Source organism: Bradyrhizobium sp. CCBAU 051011 (genome assembly GCF_009930815.1).
Lineage (GTDB): Bacteria > Pseudomonadota > Alphaproteobacteria > Rhizobiales > Xanthobacteraceae > Bradyrhizobium.
Genome location: NZ_CP022222.1, coordinates 8,596,621 through 8,612,146, shown reverse-complemented (window position 1 = coordinate 8,612,146; position 15,526 = coordinate 8,596,621). Strand labels below are relative to the sequence as shown.

At 63.6% G+C, this 15,526-nt stretch carries 19 protein-coding genes; 11 read left to right on the top strand and 8 right to left on the bottom strand.

Going from position 1 to position 15,526, the window contains the following annotated elements; translation table 11 throughout:
* Window positions 1-51: 51 nt before the first annotated feature.
* Both fliP and ACH79_RS40500 read right to left on the bottom strand, forming a co-directional pair.
* Window positions 52-807, bottom strand: a complete 756-nt coding sequence (fliP, locus tag ACH79_RS40505; protein WP_161855741.1) for a flagellar type III secretion system pore protein FliP — start codon at window positions 805-807, stop codon at window positions 52-54.
* On the bottom strand, window positions 804-1,847 hold the full coding sequence (locus ACH79_RS40500) for a flagellar biosynthetic protein FliO (RefSeq protein ID WP_161855740.1): 1,044 nt from the start codon (window positions 1,845-1,847) through the stop codon (window positions 804-806). Before ACH79_RS40500 ends, fliP begins: the two co-directional genes overlap by 4 nt.
* A gap of 436 nt (window positions 1,848-2,283) precedes the next feature.
* Between ACH79_RS40500 and flgB the strand changes: the two genes are divergently transcribed.
* From flgB to ACH79_RS40450, 10 genes are all read left to right on the top strand, one after another.
* On the top strand, window positions 2,284-2,694 hold the full coding sequence (flgB, locus tag ACH79_RS40495; protein ID WP_161855739.1) for a flagellar basal body rod protein FlgB: 411 nt from the start codon (window positions 2,284-2,286) through the stop codon (window positions 2,692-2,694).
* Between the two features lie 26 nt (window positions 2,695-2,720).
* Window positions 2,721-3,146 (top strand): flagellar basal body rod protein FlgC, encoded by a 426-nt coding sequence (flgC, locus tag ACH79_RS40490; RefSeq protein WP_161855738.1) that lies wholly within the window; start codon window positions 2,721-2,723, stop codon window positions 3,144-3,146.
* 16 nt (window positions 3,147-3,162) lie between these two features.
* Complete coding sequence (fliE, locus tag ACH79_RS40485; protein ID WP_065754841.1) at window positions 3,163-3,474, top strand: flagellar hook-basal body complex protein FliE; 312 nt, start codon at window positions 3,163-3,165, stop codon at window positions 3,472-3,474.
* Between the two features lie 133 nt (window positions 3,475-3,607).
* Window positions 3,608-3,871 carry a flagellar biosynthesis protein FliQ gene (gene fliQ / locus ACH79_RS40480; RefSeq protein WP_161855737.1) on the top strand — a complete coding sequence of 88 codons (264 nt, stop codon included), beginning with the start codon at window positions 3,608-3,610 and terminating at the stop codon, window positions 3,869-3,871.
* A 14-nt stretch (window positions 3,872-3,885) separates the two neighbouring features.
* Window positions 3,886-4,656 carry a flagellar biosynthetic protein FliR gene (gene fliR / locus ACH79_RS40475; RefSeq protein WP_161855736.1) on the top strand — a complete coding sequence of 257 codons (771 nt, stop codon included), beginning with the start codon at window positions 3,886-3,888 and terminating at the stop codon, window positions 4,654-4,656.
* Between the two features lie 98 nt (window positions 4,657-4,754).
* Window positions 4,755-5,828, top strand: a complete 1,074-nt coding sequence (flhB, locus tag ACH79_RS40470; RefSeq protein WP_161855735.1) for a flagellar biosynthesis protein FlhB — start codon at window positions 4,755-4,757, stop codon at window positions 5,826-5,828.
* 148 nt (window positions 5,829-5,976) lie between these two features.
* Window positions 5,977-8,544: a cell cycle histidine kinase CckA gene (gene cckA / locus ACH79_RS40465; protein ID WP_161855734.1), complete on the top strand. Its 2,568-nt coding sequence runs from the start codon at window positions 5,977-5,979 to the stop codon at window positions 8,542-8,544.
* Between the two features lie 168 nt (window positions 8,545-8,712).
* Window positions 8,713-9,702 (top strand): Tim44-like domain-containing protein, encoded by a 990-nt coding sequence (locus ACH79_RS40460; protein ID WP_371419336.1) that lies wholly within the window; start codon window positions 8,713-8,715, stop codon window positions 9,700-9,702.
* Between the two features lie 143 nt (window positions 9,703-9,845).
* The gene (locus tag ACH79_RS40455; RefSeq protein ID WP_161855732.1) at window positions 9,846-10,529 is read left to right on the top strand and encodes a lectin; all 684 of its coding nucleotides are present in this window, start codon (window positions 9,846-9,848) and stop codon (window positions 10,527-10,529) included.
* A gap of 211 nt (window positions 10,530-10,740) precedes the next feature.
* Entirely contained in the window at window positions 10,741-11,109 is a 369-nt protein-coding gene (locus ACH79_RS40450) for a hypothetical protein (protein ID WP_161855731.1), read from the top strand.
* A gap of 12 nt (window positions 11,110-11,121) precedes the next feature.
* On the opposite strand, the gene ACH79_RS40445 is transcribed toward ACH79_RS40450, so the two are convergent.
* Window positions 11,122-11,529 carry a DUF3606 domain-containing protein gene (locus ACH79_RS40445; RefSeq protein WP_161855730.1) on the bottom strand — a complete coding sequence of 136 codons (408 nt, stop codon included), beginning with the start codon at window positions 11,527-11,529 and terminating at the stop codon, window positions 11,122-11,124.
* Window positions 11,530-11,736: 207 nt separating this feature from the next.
* Between ACH79_RS40445 and ACH79_RS40440 the strand changes: the two genes are divergently transcribed.
* Window positions 11,737-12,444, top strand: a complete 708-nt coding sequence (locus ACH79_RS40440; RefSeq protein WP_161855729.1) for a glutathione S-transferase — start codon at window positions 11,737-11,739, stop codon at window positions 12,442-12,444.
* Window positions 12,445-12,617: 173 nt separating this feature from the next.
* Here the strand turns inward: ACH79_RS40440 and ACH79_RS40435 are convergent, their stop codons facing one another.
* The 5 genes from ACH79_RS40435 to ACH79_RS40415 form a co-directional block, all read right to left on the bottom strand.
* Window positions 12,618-12,977: a GFA family protein gene (locus tag ACH79_RS40435; RefSeq protein WP_161855728.1), complete on the bottom strand. Its 360-nt coding sequence runs from the start codon at window positions 12,975-12,977 to the stop codon at window positions 12,618-12,620.
* Between the two features lie 37 nt (window positions 12,978-13,014).
* Window positions 13,015-13,689 carry an isoprenylcysteine carboxylmethyltransferase family protein gene (locus ACH79_RS40430; protein ID WP_161855727.1) on the bottom strand — a complete coding sequence of 225 codons (675 nt, stop codon included), beginning with the start codon at window positions 13,687-13,689 and terminating at the stop codon, window positions 13,015-13,017.
* A gap of 233 nt (window positions 13,690-13,922) precedes the next feature.
* Window positions 13,923-14,108 carry a hypothetical protein gene (locus ACH79_RS40425; RefSeq protein ID WP_161855726.1) on the bottom strand — a complete coding sequence of 62 codons (186 nt, stop codon included), beginning with the start codon at window positions 14,106-14,108 and terminating at the stop codon, window positions 13,923-13,925.
* Between the two features lie 153 nt (window positions 14,109-14,261).
* Window positions 14,262-14,738: a hypothetical protein gene (locus ACH79_RS40420; RefSeq protein WP_161855725.1), complete on the bottom strand. Its 477-nt coding sequence runs from the start codon at window positions 14,736-14,738 to the stop codon at window positions 14,262-14,264.
* Between the two features lie 77 nt (window positions 14,739-14,815).
* Window positions 14,816-15,346 (bottom strand): hypothetical protein, encoded by a 531-nt coding sequence (locus tag ACH79_RS40415; RefSeq protein WP_161855724.1) that lies wholly within the window; start codon window positions 15,344-15,346, stop codon window positions 14,816-14,818.
* Window positions 15,347-15,526: the final 180 nt, after the last annotated feature.

The window sequence follows — 15,526 nt, the reverse complement described above, 5'->3', positions numbered from 1 at the left end:
ATACGTAATGAATATTGACCTATTCGGTTGTGAAACCAGCGGAATTCGCCGCTAACTAGCGCCGTAGCTCTGTACCAAGCTGCCCGCGACCAGCGTCCAGCCGTCCACCAGTACGAAAAAGATTAACTTAAACGGCAAAGACACGACGACCGGCGGCAGCATCATCATACCCATTGACATCAGGACGGATGCAACCACGAGGTCGATAATCAGGAAGGGAAGGAACAGCAGGAAGCCGATCTCGAAGGCGCGCTTCAGTTCGGAGATCATGAAGGCCGGGACCAGAATCCGCAGCGAGAGATCTTCCGGTGTGGCCGGCGGCGGCTCACCCGAGAGGTCCACAAACAGCTTCAGATCCTTTTCGCGGACGTTCTTCTGCATGAAGCCGCGCAGCGGCACCGAAGCCTTTTGCAGTGCTTCCTCGACGCCGATCTGGTTGGCGACCAGAGGCTTGATGCCGTCGTCATAGGACCTCTGCAGGACGGGGCCCATCACGAACGCGGTCAGGAACATTGCGAGCGCAATGATCACGGAGTTGGGTGGGGCCGTCGCAGTACCAAGCGCGGTGCGCAGCAGCGACAGCACGACGACGATCCGCGTGAACGACGTCATCATGATCAGGATCGATGGCGCGATCGACAGCACCGTCAACAGCGCGATCAACTGGATCGCGCGCTCGGTGACGCCGCCGCCGCCCTGGCCGAGATTGATGCTGATATCCTGCGCCAGCGCCGGATCGGCGAGCGATCCGGCGGCGGTCAGGATTAAGAAAAATAAAACTCTACGCGGAGAAGTCGCCGGCCTCACGAAGGGTTCTTCGGCCGGCCTAGCAGGGACGCCATCTCGTCTTCGAGATTTTCGAAGCCGCTCTTCTGCGGAGCGGGGGTGGGCGGAGCGGGAGCGGCAGGCTCGCTCCGGGCGGTACGGGCCGGCGGCGTTTCCGGCGCAACCGGCGGCGCCACAGGTTCGGCCGGCCGGCGCAGGGCGGCTTCCAGCCGCTGCGCCATCTCGGCGAGATTCTGGTCGGCACTGGAAGGCGGGGGGGCCGGCGGTGGAGGTGGCGGTGGCGGCTGCGCGGCTGCGCGTTCCGGCGCGCGGGCCGGTGCCTCGCGGACGGGCAGCACCTCACGAATAGGCGGTGCTTCGCGGGCTATCGGTGCCTCGCGGACTGACGCTGGGTCGCGGGCCGGCGGTGCTTCACGAACTGGCGGTGCCTCGCGGACCGGCGGTGCCTTGGCCAACTCGCGCTGCGGCCGGGGCATCAGCGGTTCAGACCGGGTCAGGCGCGGCGGACCGGATTCGGGCCGGCCGCTGATCGATTCCGGCGCAAAGCCCGTCAATGGATCGCCGCGACGCTCCGGCATCGGCGGCGGGGCGGGGCGGCGGAGTTCGTCGGCGAAGGAGGGACGCGCGGGGCGCGGCGGCGGCTCCGGCATCTGCGGTTCGGCGGGATGATCGAAGCCGTCGGTCGATCGCACATCGGACCTTGCCGCCTCTTCGCTCCAGGCCGCATCGGGCAGCGGCGCAATCCGCGGCGGCTGCTCGGTGACCGCCGGACGCGGCGCCATCTGCTCGCGGTTGGGCATCGCGCGCACGATGTTGGGCTCGACCACGATGTCGCTGGGACCGCCGATCATCAGGAGGTGCTCGACATTGTCGCGCCGAACCAGCACAAGGCGCCGGCGGCCGTCCACGGCGGCGGCGTCGATCACGGCAAGCCGCGGCATCCGTCCGCGCTGGGTGTTGGCGCCGAGGCGGTTGTTGGCGAAGCGACGAACCAGCCATGCGGCCACGCCGATCAGCGCCAGAACGGCGATGAATGCGAAGAGGAATGTCAGTGTCTGCATTCTTTAGTCCCCGGCCACGAGCCGTTCTCTGATGCTGGCTTCGACGAGTGCGGTCTTCGGTCTTCCCGTCCGAGCATGTTCCCCGGGAACACGATTCCCGCCATCCTGACCATGCCCCGAAGCGATCCGCCGCAGTCGGCGAATCACGCCCGAGATCAGCCCTAATCCTTAATTCCCCGCGGCGAGCGCCGCCGTCCGGTTAATTAATAGACCAAGAATCGCTTGAGCCAAAACGACTTCTGAGCGCCCCAAGTCGCGTTGGTAGCTGCTGGTTAACGCAGTTTTCGTGGCGAAAATGCGCTCGTTTGGTCGCCACAGCCGGCATTCGCTGCTGTCCGAGGTCCTCCGCGGGCGATTTTAACCAGCCGTTAACCATACACCGGGCAAATTCTGCCTACCTCGCGGCGGCGGCCAGAGGTTAACGGGGAACAGCTCGATGGCCATCAACGATCTTCCGATCCTGTCGGCGCTGCGAACCAAGATGCAGTGGCACCAGGAGCGCCAGCGCGTGCTCGCCGAAAACGTCTCCAACGCCAACACCCCGAATTTCAGGCCGAGCGACCTGGTCGAACCGAAGTTCGACAACAAGGGCGCGAATCTCGGCGGCGCGATGGGTTCGCTCGCCATGATGCGCACCAGCGCGACCCATATGGCCGTCTCCGGCGGCGGACAGAGTTTCAGGGGGGACGGCGGCAAGAGCGGCTTTCTGACCAAGCCTGCCGGCAATGCGGTCAACCTCGAAGACCAGATGCTGAAGGTCTCGGCCAACCAGATGGACTATGCCGCCGCCACGTCGCTCTACACCCGCAGCCTCGGCCTGCTCAAAACCGCCATCGGTAAACGCTGACGCAGCCCGACTAGGAGAACCGGATCATGGCAGATGAGGCAAGCGATTTCGCCCGCTCGATGAGTATCGCGACCTCCGGCCTGCGCGCGCAGGCGGGACGGATGCGGGTGATCTCGGAAAACATCGCCAATGCGGACTCGACGTCGCCGACGGCCGGCGGCGATCCCTATCGCCGCAAGGTGCCGACCTTTTCCTCCGCGCTCGATCGCACGCTGGACGCAAGGGTGGTGACGCTCGGCAAGGTCAGGACCGACCAGTCCGCGTTTCGCGTCAAGCACGAGCCAAGCAATCCGGCGGCGGATGCGGCCGGTCACGTCAAATATCCGAACGTCAATCCGCTGGTCGAAATGACCGATATGCGCGAGGCGCAGCGGTCCTACGAGGCCAACCTAAACATCATCAGCGCCACGCGCCGGATGATTCAACGCACGCTCGACATCCTCAAGGCTTGAACAGGAACCATAGAAAATGGCTTCACCAACCGTTGCAGCAAATGCCTATGCCGCGCTTTCGCGCATCGTGGAGACCGGCGGCGCCGAGAAGGGCAACCAGTCCACCGGCGGCCCGTCCTTCAGCGCGCTGCTCAAGGACGCCGTCGGAAGCGTGCTGGAAGCCGGCAAGAAATCCGACTCGCAGGCCATGGCGATGACCTCCGGCAAGGCCAATGTCATGGACGTGGTGACGGCGGTGGCGGAAACCGACGTCGCGGTCTCGACGCTGGTGTCGGTGCGCGACCGCGTGATCCAGTCGTATGAAGACATCATGAAGATGCCGATCTGACCTCTGCTGGGACATCATGAGATTCGTCATTGCGAGCGAAGCGAAGCAATCCATCGTGTCGCAGAAAGATGGATTGCTTCGTCGCTTCGCTCCTCGCAATGACGGTGGGGAGCTCGAACAAGGAAGGTTTGCAATGACCGGTGCCGAAACCCTCGACGTGGCGCGCGATGCGATCTGGACCATCGTGGTGGTGTCTTCACCCTTGATGGTGATCGGCCTCGTGGTCGGCGTCGTGGTGTCGCTCTTCCAGGCGCTGACCCAGATCCAGGAACAGACGCTGATCTTCGTGCCGAAGATCCTCGCGATCTTCGTCACGCTATTGCTGGCGTTGCCGTTCATGGCGGATTCGCTGCACGGCTACATGATGCGGATATCGTCGCGAATCATAGGCGGTTGATGCATTGTCGATGAATGCGCGTCGACATATCCCTGCTGCCGGCCCTTGCCGCCACCTTTATGCTGGTGTTCGCCCGCGTGGGCGCGATGGTTATGCTGTTGCCGGGGTTCGGCGAAAGCAACATCCCGGTGCGCATCAAGCTTGGGATCGCGCTTCTCCTGACGCTGATCATCCTGCCGCTGCACCGCGCCGCCTATCAGGTCGACCTGACCTCGATGAGTTCGCTGGGCGTGCTGATGGTGCACGAGATCGTCATCGGCATCGTGCTCGGCGCCACCGCGCGGGTGACGCTGGCTGCGCTTGCGGTGGCGGGCTCGGTGATCGCCCAGCAGCTCGGCCTCGGCTTCGTCACCGCCGTCGATCCGACGCAGGGACAGCAGGGCGTTCTGATCGGCAACTTCCTCTCCATTCTCGGCATGACGGTGCTGTTTGCCACCGACACCCATCACCTCGTCATCGCGGCGCTGAACGAGAGCTACCGGATCTTCGCGCCGGGCGAATTGATGTCGAGCGGCGATGTGGCGGCGCTTGCCACGCGCGCCTTCGCCACCGCCTTCAAGATCGGCATGCAGCTCTCCGCGCCATTCCTGGTGTTTGGTCTCGTCTTCAACATCGGCCTTGGCGTGCTGGCGCGGCTGATGCCGGCGATGCAGGTCTATTTCGTCGGCGTTCCGCTGTCGATCATGATCGGATTCCTGATCTTCGGCCTCGTCCTGTCGGCGATGATGGGAACCTATCTCAACTACTTCATCGGCGTGATGCACGAGCTGACGCCGCTGAAGTAAAGCTTGATCCGAAAACGTGGGTACTGGTTTTCCCTCGCGACAAACGCGGATCGCGTTTGCGCGGAAACCATGCTCAAACAAGAAGCTAGAGCGCCGAGATGGCCGACGATTCCGACGACAAAACAGAAGACCCTACGCAAAAACGTCTCGACGATGCGCTGGAGAAGGGCGACGTCGCCAAGAGCCAGGAGGTCAACACCTGGTTCATCATCGCGGGCGCCACGCTGATATTGTCGACGTTCTCGGGGGCGATCGGCGGCGGCATCCTGATGCCACTGCGCAACCTGATCGCCAATGCGGGCCAGCTCCGCACCGATGGCGCGGCGCTGCTCGCGCTGGGCAATACGCTGGGCTATGCCGTGCTCGGCGCGATCGGCGTGCCGCTGTTGATGCTGGCGCTTGCCGCGATCGCCGGCAACATGATCCAGCACCGGCTGGTGTGGTCGTCGGAATCGCTCAAGCCGAAGTTCAGCAAGGTATCTCCAGGCGCCGGTCTGAAGCGCATCTTCGGCAAGCAGGCGCTGGCGAATTTCTTAAAGGGCCTGTTCAAGCTGATCGCGCTCGGCGCTGTCATGATGGCGGTGCTGTGGCCCGAGCGTCTTCGGCTCGAATCGTTCCTGCGGTTCGATCCTTCGGCGATCCTCGGCGTCACGACCAACCTGACGCTGCAGTTGATGGGCGCAGTGGTGGCGATGCTGGCCGCGGTCGCGATCGCCGATTACTTTTTCCAGTACCGGCAGTGGTTCGAGCGCCAGAAGATGTCCCTGCAGGAGATCAAGGACGAGTTCAAGCAGTCCGAAGGCGACCCCCACATCAAGGGCAAGATCCGGCAGTTGCGCCAGCAGCGCATGAAGAAGCGCATGATGGCCGCTGTTCCCAACGCCAGCGTCGTCATCACCAACCCGACCCACTATTCGGTGGCGCTGTCCTACGAGCGCGGCATGTCGGCGCCGGTCTGCGTCGCCAAGGGCGTCGACAACGTCGCGTTCAAGATCCGGGAAATCGCCAAGAAACACGACATTCCTATCGTGGAGAACGTGCCGCTGGCGCGCGCGCTCCATGCCACCGTCGACATCGACGAGGAGATTCCGGTCGAGCACTATCATGCGGTCGCCGAGATCATCGGCTACGTCATGCGCCTCAAGAACGGGCTTGGCACCCGGAGAATGTGATGGGAACCGCTGGAAAAACGCCTTGAAATGCCTTCAACCTGTCAAATAACCGCCTGATGGACTTGCACTTGCAGGTCCGATTCAGGCACTCAGGAGGGGCGTGCGAATCCGCCCGTCTCCTCTTTGCCGAAGGGCAGCGCCTCTTCAGATGACCGCCGAAACCGACAGCCGCCGTCCGCCTACCGAGCCCTTCGCGGCCCACGAACCGGCGCGGCGGGGAGGTAGCATCATGCTGGTGCTGCTGGTGGCCGCCGGCATTGTGGCGGTGGCGGTCGCGCTGATGACCATCGGCCGAGCCCAGGCCCAGCCCTATATCCTGGGTGTGCTGGCGTTGCTCGCCATGGTCGGCCTGTTCAACCTGTTCGCCTTTGCCGCCGGCATCGTCCGTTTCATGGACCGCACCTCCGACGACCCCGTAATGAGCCGTATCGCCGATCACGCCCATGACGGGCTGGCGGTAACCGACCCCAAGGGCCACGTGGTCTATTCCAACGCCGCCTATCTGGCGCTGACCGGGGCCGCGAGCCGGCAGGACGTGCGGCCGGTCGAGCGTGTCTTCATCGGCAATCCCGACGTCTCGGAGGCCGTATTCCGCCTGCTCAAGGCCGCCCGCGAAGGCAAGCGGCAGCAGGAGGAGGTCCGCATCGCCGGCTCCGACGGTGCGCAGGGCCGCTGGCTGCGGATGCGGGTGCGGCCGCTCGGCCAGAACAAGCGCGAAGCCAAATATGCGGTGTGGTCGATCGCCGACATCACGCGGGACCGCGAGCGCCAGGAGGATGTGTTCCGGGAGCTGCAGCATGCGATCGAATATCTCGACCACGCGCCATGCGGCTTCTTCTCGGTCAATCCGGCCGGCGACGTCATCTATGTCAACGCCACGCTGGCGAACTGGCTGGATTACGATCTCGCCGAGATCGGGTCCGGCGGGCTGAAGCTCTCCGATATCGTCTCCGGCGACGGCGCGTCGCTTCTGACCTCGATCGTGGCGGTGCCGGGCGAAGTCAAAACCGAAGTGTTCGACATCGACCTGCGCATGCGCGGCGGCAAGACCATGCCGGTGCGGCTCTATCACAAGCTCGCCTTCGGCGCCGACGGCTCACCGGGCTCGTCGCGCACGCTGGTGATCAGCCGCGCGCGCGACGAACATTCCGACCCCGAGCGCGCCGCCGAAGTCCGCTTCATGCGGTTCTTCGACCATACGCCGATGGCGATTGCGACGGTGGACCGCGGCGGCGCTGTCGTCCGCGCCAATGCCCGCTTCGCCAAGCTGGCCCAGAATCTCAGCCCTGATGGTGCGGCCAACAAGTCGATCTTCCGCACCGTGAATGCGCGCGACCGCGGCCTTTTGATCGCGGCGATCAACCAGGCCGCCGAAGGGCAGGGCGACATCGCGCCCGTCGAGGCCATGCTCGACGGCGCCAAGGAGCGCTGGGGGCAGTTCTTCGTCACCGCGGTCGAGGAGGACGAGCGCGACACCGAGGCCGCGATCGTCTACCTGTTGGAGACCACCGAGCGGCGCACGCTGGAAAACCAGATCAACCAGTCGCAAAAGATGGACATGGTCGGCCAGCTCGCCGGCGGCATCGCGCACGATTTCAACAACGTGCTCTCCGCCATCATGATGGCGAACGACTTCCTGTTGAATGCGCACAAGCCGACCGATCCGTCGTTCCAGGACATCATGCAGATCAAGCAGAACGCGACCCGCGCCGCGACGCTGGTGCGGCAACTGCTCGCGTTCTCGCGCCGCCAGACGCTGCGGCCGCAGGTGCTCGACCTCGGCGACGCGCTTTCCGATCTCACCATGCTGCTGCGGCGGCTGATCGGCGAAAAGGTCAAGCTCGACCTCGTGCATGGCCGCGACCTCTGGCCGGTCAAGGTCGACGTCTCGCAGTTCGAGCAGGTCGTCGTCAATCTCGCGGTCAACGCGCGCGACGCGATGCCCGATGGCGGCAAGCTGACGGTGCGGACCGCCAATGTGACGGCGGACGAAGCCGCGCAGCTCTCGCACAAGGGCATGCCGGACGCCGATTACGTGCGGATCGACATCTCCGACACCGGCACCGGAATCCCACCCGACATCGTCGACAAGATTTTCGAGCCGTTCTTCTCGACCAAGGAAGTCGGCAAGGGCACCGGGCTCGGTCTCTCGACGGTCTACGGCATCGTCAAGCAGACCGGCGGCTTCGTCTATGTCGACTCCACGCCCGGCGAAGGCACCACGTTCCGCATCTTCCTGCCGCGTCACCGGCCCGAACTGGAAGCGCAGCCGGAGGCGGCGGCCACTAATGGCGCGGCCAGGGAAGGCGCGGCCGAGCCGCCGAAGCCGCGGCCCGATCTGACCGGGCAGGGCACCATCCTGCTGGTGGAGGACGAGGACGGCCTGCGCTCGCTGAACGCGCGCGGCCTGCGTTCGCGCGGCTACAGCGTGATCGAAGCCTCCAACGGCATCGAGGCAATGGAGGCGCTCGACGAAAAGGACGGCGCCGTCGATCTCGTTGTCTCCGATGTCGTGATGCCGGAAATGGACGGCCCGACGCTGTTGCGCGAAATGCGCAAGCGCAACCCGAACCTCAAGATCATCTTCGTCTCCGGCTACGCCGAAGAGGCCTTCGACAAGAGCCTGCCGGAAAACGAGCAGTTCGCCTTCCTGCCAAAACCGTTCGCGCTTAGCGCGCTGGTGGAAAAGGTCAAGGAGACGATGACGGCCACGTAAAAGCCTAGCGAAAGCCTGCTTGCGCATGGTGAATGCGGAGTTCACGGCCAAATCGTCACATCCCCGCGACTGAGGGCCGCAGCCGTAGTTCCTGATATTTGCTTCACTTTTGGGTGGCTCTGCCCATCTTAGGTGCACTTCCCCATGGAGGGGAATGAGGAAAAAGATATGAATTTCACGCAGACTGCGCGCGGAATTGTAAGGGCTTTCGCCATTGTCCTGTCGGTGGCGGTTCCCCTGGCGATCACGATCTCGGCGGCTGACGCCCGCGTTGGCGGCGGCAGCAGCTCGGGTTCGCGGGGATCGAAGACCTATTCTGCGCCACCGAGCACGACCACCGCTCCGGGCACGGCGCAACCCATGAACCGTACCTTTACCCAGCCGGGCACGCCCGGAGTGGGCGCACCGGCGGCTGCCGGCGCGGCCAATAAGGGCGGCTTCTTCAACCGGCCCGGCATGGGCATGCTTGGCGGTCTCGCCGCGGGCTTCCTTGGCGCCGGCCTGCTTGGCATGCTGTTCGGCGGTGGATTGTTCTCCGGCCTCGGCGGCCTATCGTCGATTATCGGCCTCCTGCTGCAGATCGCCCTGATCGTGATCGTGGTGCGGCTGGCAATGTCGTGGTGGCAGCGTCGCCATACGCCGGCGTCCGCCTACGCGAACGGGCCGGCCCCCGGTGGGCCTGCCGAAGGCCCCGGTGCTCAGAGCAGCTTCCGCTCCGGACTGGGCGGCTTTGGGCTGGGATCGAGCCAGCCGGCGCTGGAAATCCAGCCGGCCGATTATGAGGCCTTCGAGCGTCTGCTCGGCGAAGTCCAGGCCGCGTGGTCGAACGAGGACGTCGCAAAGCTTCATACGTTGGCGACGCCGGAGATGGTGTCCTACTTCTCCAAGGATCTCGAAGCGAACAAGGCCAACAACGACGTCAACAAGGTGTCCGACGTCAAGCTGTTGCAGGGCGACCTCGCGGAAGCTTGGCGCGAAGGCGAAACCGACTACGCCAGCGTGGCGATGCGGTTCTCGCTGGTCGACAAGACCCTGGAGCGCACCACCGGCCGTCTGGTTGCGGGCAGCGAAACCCCGACCGAAGCCACCGAGGTCTGGACCTTCGCCCGTCGTCGCGGCAGCGATTGGGAACTCTCGGCGATCCAACAGACCAGCTAATCGCCCGAACATCATGACGAAGGCGCTGCGGTTCGTTCCGCGGCGCCTTTTTCTTTGCGGGATGCCAGCTTGATCTCAGGCCGGAATAATGCCTGCCACGACGTGTTGATGACAACGAACCAAAAACAAAAGGGAGAAACCAGATGAAGAGCTTCGTCAGAGTCATCTCGCCGGCATGCTTTGCGCTTGCCGCCATATCGGCTCTCGCCAGCGCGCCCGCGCAGGCGCAATCGGCCGATACCAGCTTCTTCCTGACCAGCAACGGCATCGGCAATGGTGGCAATCTCGGCGGGCTCGCCGGCGCCGACAATCATTGCCAGACGTTAGCGCAGGCAGCTGGCGCGGGCGGCAAGACCTGGCGCGCCTATCTCTCGACGCAGGCCGCCGACGGTCAGCCTGCCGTCAATGCGCGCGATCGCATTGGCAAGGGGCCGTGGAAGAATGCCAAGGGCGTCGTGGTCGCCAAGGACGTCGCCGATCTCCACAGCGCCAGCAACAACCTCACCAAGCAGACCGCGCTCTCCGAAAAGGGCGAGGTCATCAGCGGTGCCGGCGACTCGCCGAACCGCCACGATGTGCTGACGGGATCGCAGGCGGACGGCACCGCGTTTGCGGCCGGCGAGGACCGCACCTGCAAAAACTGGACGAGCAGCACGCAAGGCGCCGCGATGGTCGGCCATTTCGACCGCAAGGGTCTGCGCGACGATGAGCCGTCAAAGTCCTGGAACACGTCGCACCCCTCGCGCGGCCCGGATGGCGGCTGCTCACAGGCCGACCTGAAGAGCACCGGCGGCGACGGGCTGATGTATTGCTTCGCGGCGAATTGACAGGCGGCAGGTTCGCCAAGATCACCTCTCCCCGGGAGAGGGAGATTTGACATAGATGGGGTAACGGCCGGTTTGCCCTCCAATAAGCCGCGCAAGGATTTGGGCGGTCGCGGAACTCATGCGGGCTACTTTCTAATTCGGGCAATCCCGGCAATCGATTGCGGAACTCCTGATTGTCTGGCGAGTTTTGATCGGAATCGGAGGCTTTGCCATGAAACGACTGCTTGTCGCGTCAATTTTGACCGTCTTGGCGCCGACGACGGTGGCGCTGGCCGGCAACACGTCGTCGAATTCCAGCTCCAACTCGTCGAACGGCGTTCACACCCGCGTCGATACGATCACGACCGACGATGGCCGTAGGCGGACAATTTACGAGCGGCGCAGCGTCCGCATCGACGCTGATCGCGGACGACCATACATGCGGAGCATTGTCCGCGAACGCACGGCCATCGCACGATGCGCCGCTGGCACGATGACGACGATTAAGGCCGACCTGCGGCTACTGAGCGATCCTCACGCATCGCCCAGGTCGACGACGTACCCGGCGATCGGCGCTGATGCCGATGCGAAGGTCTCGTGATAAAGGCCGCCTCTAGGCGGCCTTTTTCTTTGCGCGCTTCCTTGTCGTTTTACTGGCGCTCTTCTTCGACTTCTTCGCAGCCTTACCCTTGGCGAGATGGGCGCCGACTGCTTTCGATGAATGCCCGACAACGGCGACTGCGGCTTTTAGTTTGGCGGGCGTGACCTTGAACTTCTTCGACCAGTAGCTGACTTCATAGGGCTGGCTCACCGCGATCCGTGCCCTGTCGGAGGCCTTGTGCTTCTGCAGCTTGATGTAGGCTTCGACGTTCTTCGCGGAGCGTCCCGCTTTCTTGACGGCGGACTTCAGTTTGGCCGGCGTGATCTTGAACTTCTTCGACCAATAAGCGACCTCGTGAGGCTCGCTCAATGCGATCAGCCCACGATCCGTCCCGCCGCGCTTCTTCTTGTTGTCCGCCATCCCATTCTCCTGTCGTGTTGAGAAAATCGACGCTTGAAACACGAAGCAACCTAACACGCCCGCTCGCATTCGGACAGATTCGGATCTGTGGAGATCGACGCGCCGCGTTCATGCTGCGACGGTTGCACGGGCACACCGTTTAGCGTGACGAACGAACCGCGGGATGATTTGTTATATCGGTCAAAGCCGGCAGCGGAGGTGCCATCGATGCGTTACGAGCTCTATTACTGGCCGATGATTCAAGGCCGCGGCGAATATGTTCGCCTCGCGTTGGAGGAGGCGGGCGCCCGCTACGCCGATGTCGCGCGCCGTGGCAACGGCATGGCCGCAATGATGCGAATGATGGAAACGCGGAAGGGAGCGCCGCCCTTCGCGCCGCCGTTCCTCAAAGACGGAAAGCTCGTGATCGGGCAGACCGCCAACATCCTGCTCTATCTGGGATCACGGCACGGGTTGGCGCCGAAGTCGGAGGCCGGCAAACTCTGGGTACATCAATTGCAGCTCACGATCGCCGATCTGGTGCTGGAAGTGCACGACACGCATCATCCGCTCGGGCCCTCGCTGTACTACGAGGACCAGAAAGCGCCGGCGAAGAAACGTACCGAGGAGTTCTGGAAGGAGCGCGTGCCGAAATATCTCGGCTATTTCGAGGACCTGCTGGCGGCCAATGGCGGCACCTACATCACCGGCCGCCGCCTCACTTACGTCGACCTGTCGCTGTTCCAGATCGTCGAGGGACTTCGCTACGCCTTTCCGAAACGCATGAAGGCGTTCGAACGGAAAATTCCCGGGCTGGTCGATCTACGCGACCGCGTCGCGGCGCGGCCGAACATCAAGGCGTATCTGGCGAGCGACCGGCGGATTGCGTTCAACGAGGAGGGGATTTTCCGCAGGTACAAGGCGCTGGATGGGTGAGGCGTCCTAGCTCTCTCGTTCGTCATGCCCGGGCTTACCGCCTTCGCTAAGGCTTCAGCGAGCAGATCACACTCATGGCCTTGGCGGAGACGGGACCCGGCCATCCACGCTTTGCTTGCTGATGTCGTCAAGACGTGGATGCCCGGGTCAAGCCCGGGCATGACGAGTAGTAGTCACAAGCTCCTGCCATCCACCGGCGTCATCTCCAGCTTCGACAGTTCGATGCCGTCGATGCAGCTCACATTGAGCGCCACCACGTCGCTGCCGTCGGGCTTCTTGCCACGCGCGAAGACGTCGACGCCGCAATCGACGCAGAGCTGGTGGTGGATGGCGTGCTTGTTGAAGAGGTATTCCTTCAGATTTTCTTCGCCGGCGCGAAGATGAAAGCTTTTCGGATCGAGGAAGGTGAAGTGCAGGCCCTTCTTGGTGCAGATCGAGCAATTGCACGCGGTGACCATCGCAAGGTCACTGGTGCATTCGAAGCGCACCTGGCCGCAATGGCAGCCGCCGGTGTAGGTCTTGCTATCGGGCATCCGAGTCCACCTCCTGGTCTCTCACCAAAGCCTTCTCTCACCAAACGCCTGGCACCAGACGATAGCGCACGCGCGCGGCATAGTCAGCATAGCCGGGCAGCCCCTCGACCAAGGCGCGCTCCTCGATGCGGGCGCGAATAGCGAACAGCACGGCGAATACCGGCGCGATCGCCACGCCCCACCATGATCCCAGCAATAGCGGGACGCCTACGAAGAACAACATGATGCCGCTGTACATGGGATGGCGGACGAAGGCATAGGGGCCGCTCGAGACGACGTGATGCTGGCGCGCGGCCTGCACCTTCACGACGGGCGCGGCAAAGGAATTTGCGCGGAACACCCACATGATGAAGGCGGTCGAGAGCAGGTACATCGCAAGCCCCACCATTTGCAGCGCCAGTGGAATGTCGGAGGCATGCGCACGCCGGTCCAGTCCGATGGCGATTAGCCAGATGAGCGCTACCAGGACGAAGACAAGCATGAATTTCTTGTCGGCGGCCGGCTGGTCGGCCTGAAACGTCGGCCGCATCCGCTCGGCGAGCAGGGCGGGATCGGTCTTTGCCAGCCATAATCCGCAGGCCGGGCCGATGATTGCGCTGACGGCCAGGAACGCCCACGCCGCCGGCCAATCCAGCGTCCCGGCCGAGGCGAACAGCAGTGCGCCGAGCACGACGCCAGTGATGGTGTTTTGCAGCAGAAGTCTTGCGATCATGCGCGGGTTCCGGCCGCCCCACGGTCAACGTGATCGCGCGATTCTTCGGCAAACTTGCGGCGTTGGGAGGAAGTTAAGCACCACGTTTTCGCGCAACTGCCATCCCGCTCAAAGCGGGTATCCAGTACGCCGCGGCCTATCGATCGAATCGCTCACGCCTCTGGAATACTGGATCGCCCGTTCCAGTGCGCAATTGGCACAAGGTGGGCGACGACAGCGTGCGCGCTGTAAGATCAAGCCAACCGATCGATCCGCGTTCCCTGTCCGGGCGGCAGGGGGGCAACCAGCGTCGGCTGCGACGTGCGGGTGCCGTCGGCGGCGGCGCCGTTCTGCACGTCGGGGGTCTTGTCGGGAGCCTTGAACACGGGAACTTCAGGCGCCTTGACCACGACCGTTGCGGGAACAGCAGAGACATCCATCGGAAGCATCCTCTTGGTTGCCTCCGACACTGGCCGGCATGAAACGAAAGATTGGTGAATCCCGCGCGGCAATCCCGCGCCGACCCCGTCAATCCCGTCCGATGGTGAACGGACGGCTCGCGGAATCGTTAGAATGCGACCGATCGGGAGTGGCTACTCGTCCTTGCCACGGGTCACCACGATCGAGGCCTCGGTCTTGGTGCGCGTGCATTCCATGTTGAGGCGGCGAAAGCGCATGGAAACCTTGTCGCCGCGGAGTAAGCCCATGCGCTTGATGCAGCGCGAGGAGCCGGTCACCACGTCGGGCTTCGGGATCGTGAAGATGATGGCGCCGGCGGACGCGACGAGGGCGAAGAATTCGGGTTTCGGCTTGCGGTCGGTCTTGGCGTAGAGCTCGACGGAATAATTGCGGCCGCGGCAGCCGAGCGACAATTCCTTGGCCGCCGGATGCGCCAGATAAATCATGTTGCCGGTGTTCATGCTGATCTTGAGGCCGTCGATCTGGTTCTTCAGTTCCTTGGCGGTGTCCTCGCAGCGGTCGGCCCGTGCCGGCGATGCGCCGACCGTCGCAACCAGCGCCAGCGTGGCGGCAAGCAAGGTCGGTCGGCGAAATTGTGGTCCCAAAGCCATTGTGAATGCCCCTTTGCGCCATTGAATCCCGCGTGCGGATTTCCTGCAAGGGCCGCGTGCGGAAGTCAACTTGCTTCTCAGAAACCGTAGAGGATGACGCCGATCCCGAAGGCGATCACGGCAAAGACGCCGTACAGCGTGGGAACGCTGACCAGCATGGTGGCGAATCCCAGCCGCTGGCCGCGTGCGGCAAGCGCGATGGCGCAGGCGGCCATCAGCGGAAACGCGATGATCCGGACAGGCGTCTCGAAGGCGGAGACACCACGAAACTCCAGCCCGTGCCGTACCACCGAGGGCATCTCGTTCAGCCAGTTCATCAGCACGAGCGCGCCGAGCGCCATGATCGCGTAACGCAGGCGGCCGACGGTGGCGAACGCCAACGCCGCCAGCGCCAGCACCGGATGGCTGGCGATACATGCCTTGATGATCGCGCCGCCGAGGCCGGGCCCGGGAATCTCCGACATGTCGCCGAACAACATCGGTGCGTGCGACAGCCCTTCGAAGGCTTCGATCGCGGCCATGATGATAAGAAGCAGATAAAGCCCGAGCAGCCGCGGCGGGCGCGCCGGGATGGACGCTGCATCGGATACTGTGGTTGCGGAGTTCATTTGTAATCGCAAGTCTGTGCGGGGACCATCGGAAATCTCGGGTTTGTCTGAAATGGACCCGGAACGGTTCAATCGCCGATGGGCGGCCGCAATGCCCGGATTCGGCCGCATCCGGCACGCCAGCAAAACCTTCCTTTTGGTCGAAAAATGCTTAGAACGGGTCTATTGCTGCGGCGCCGT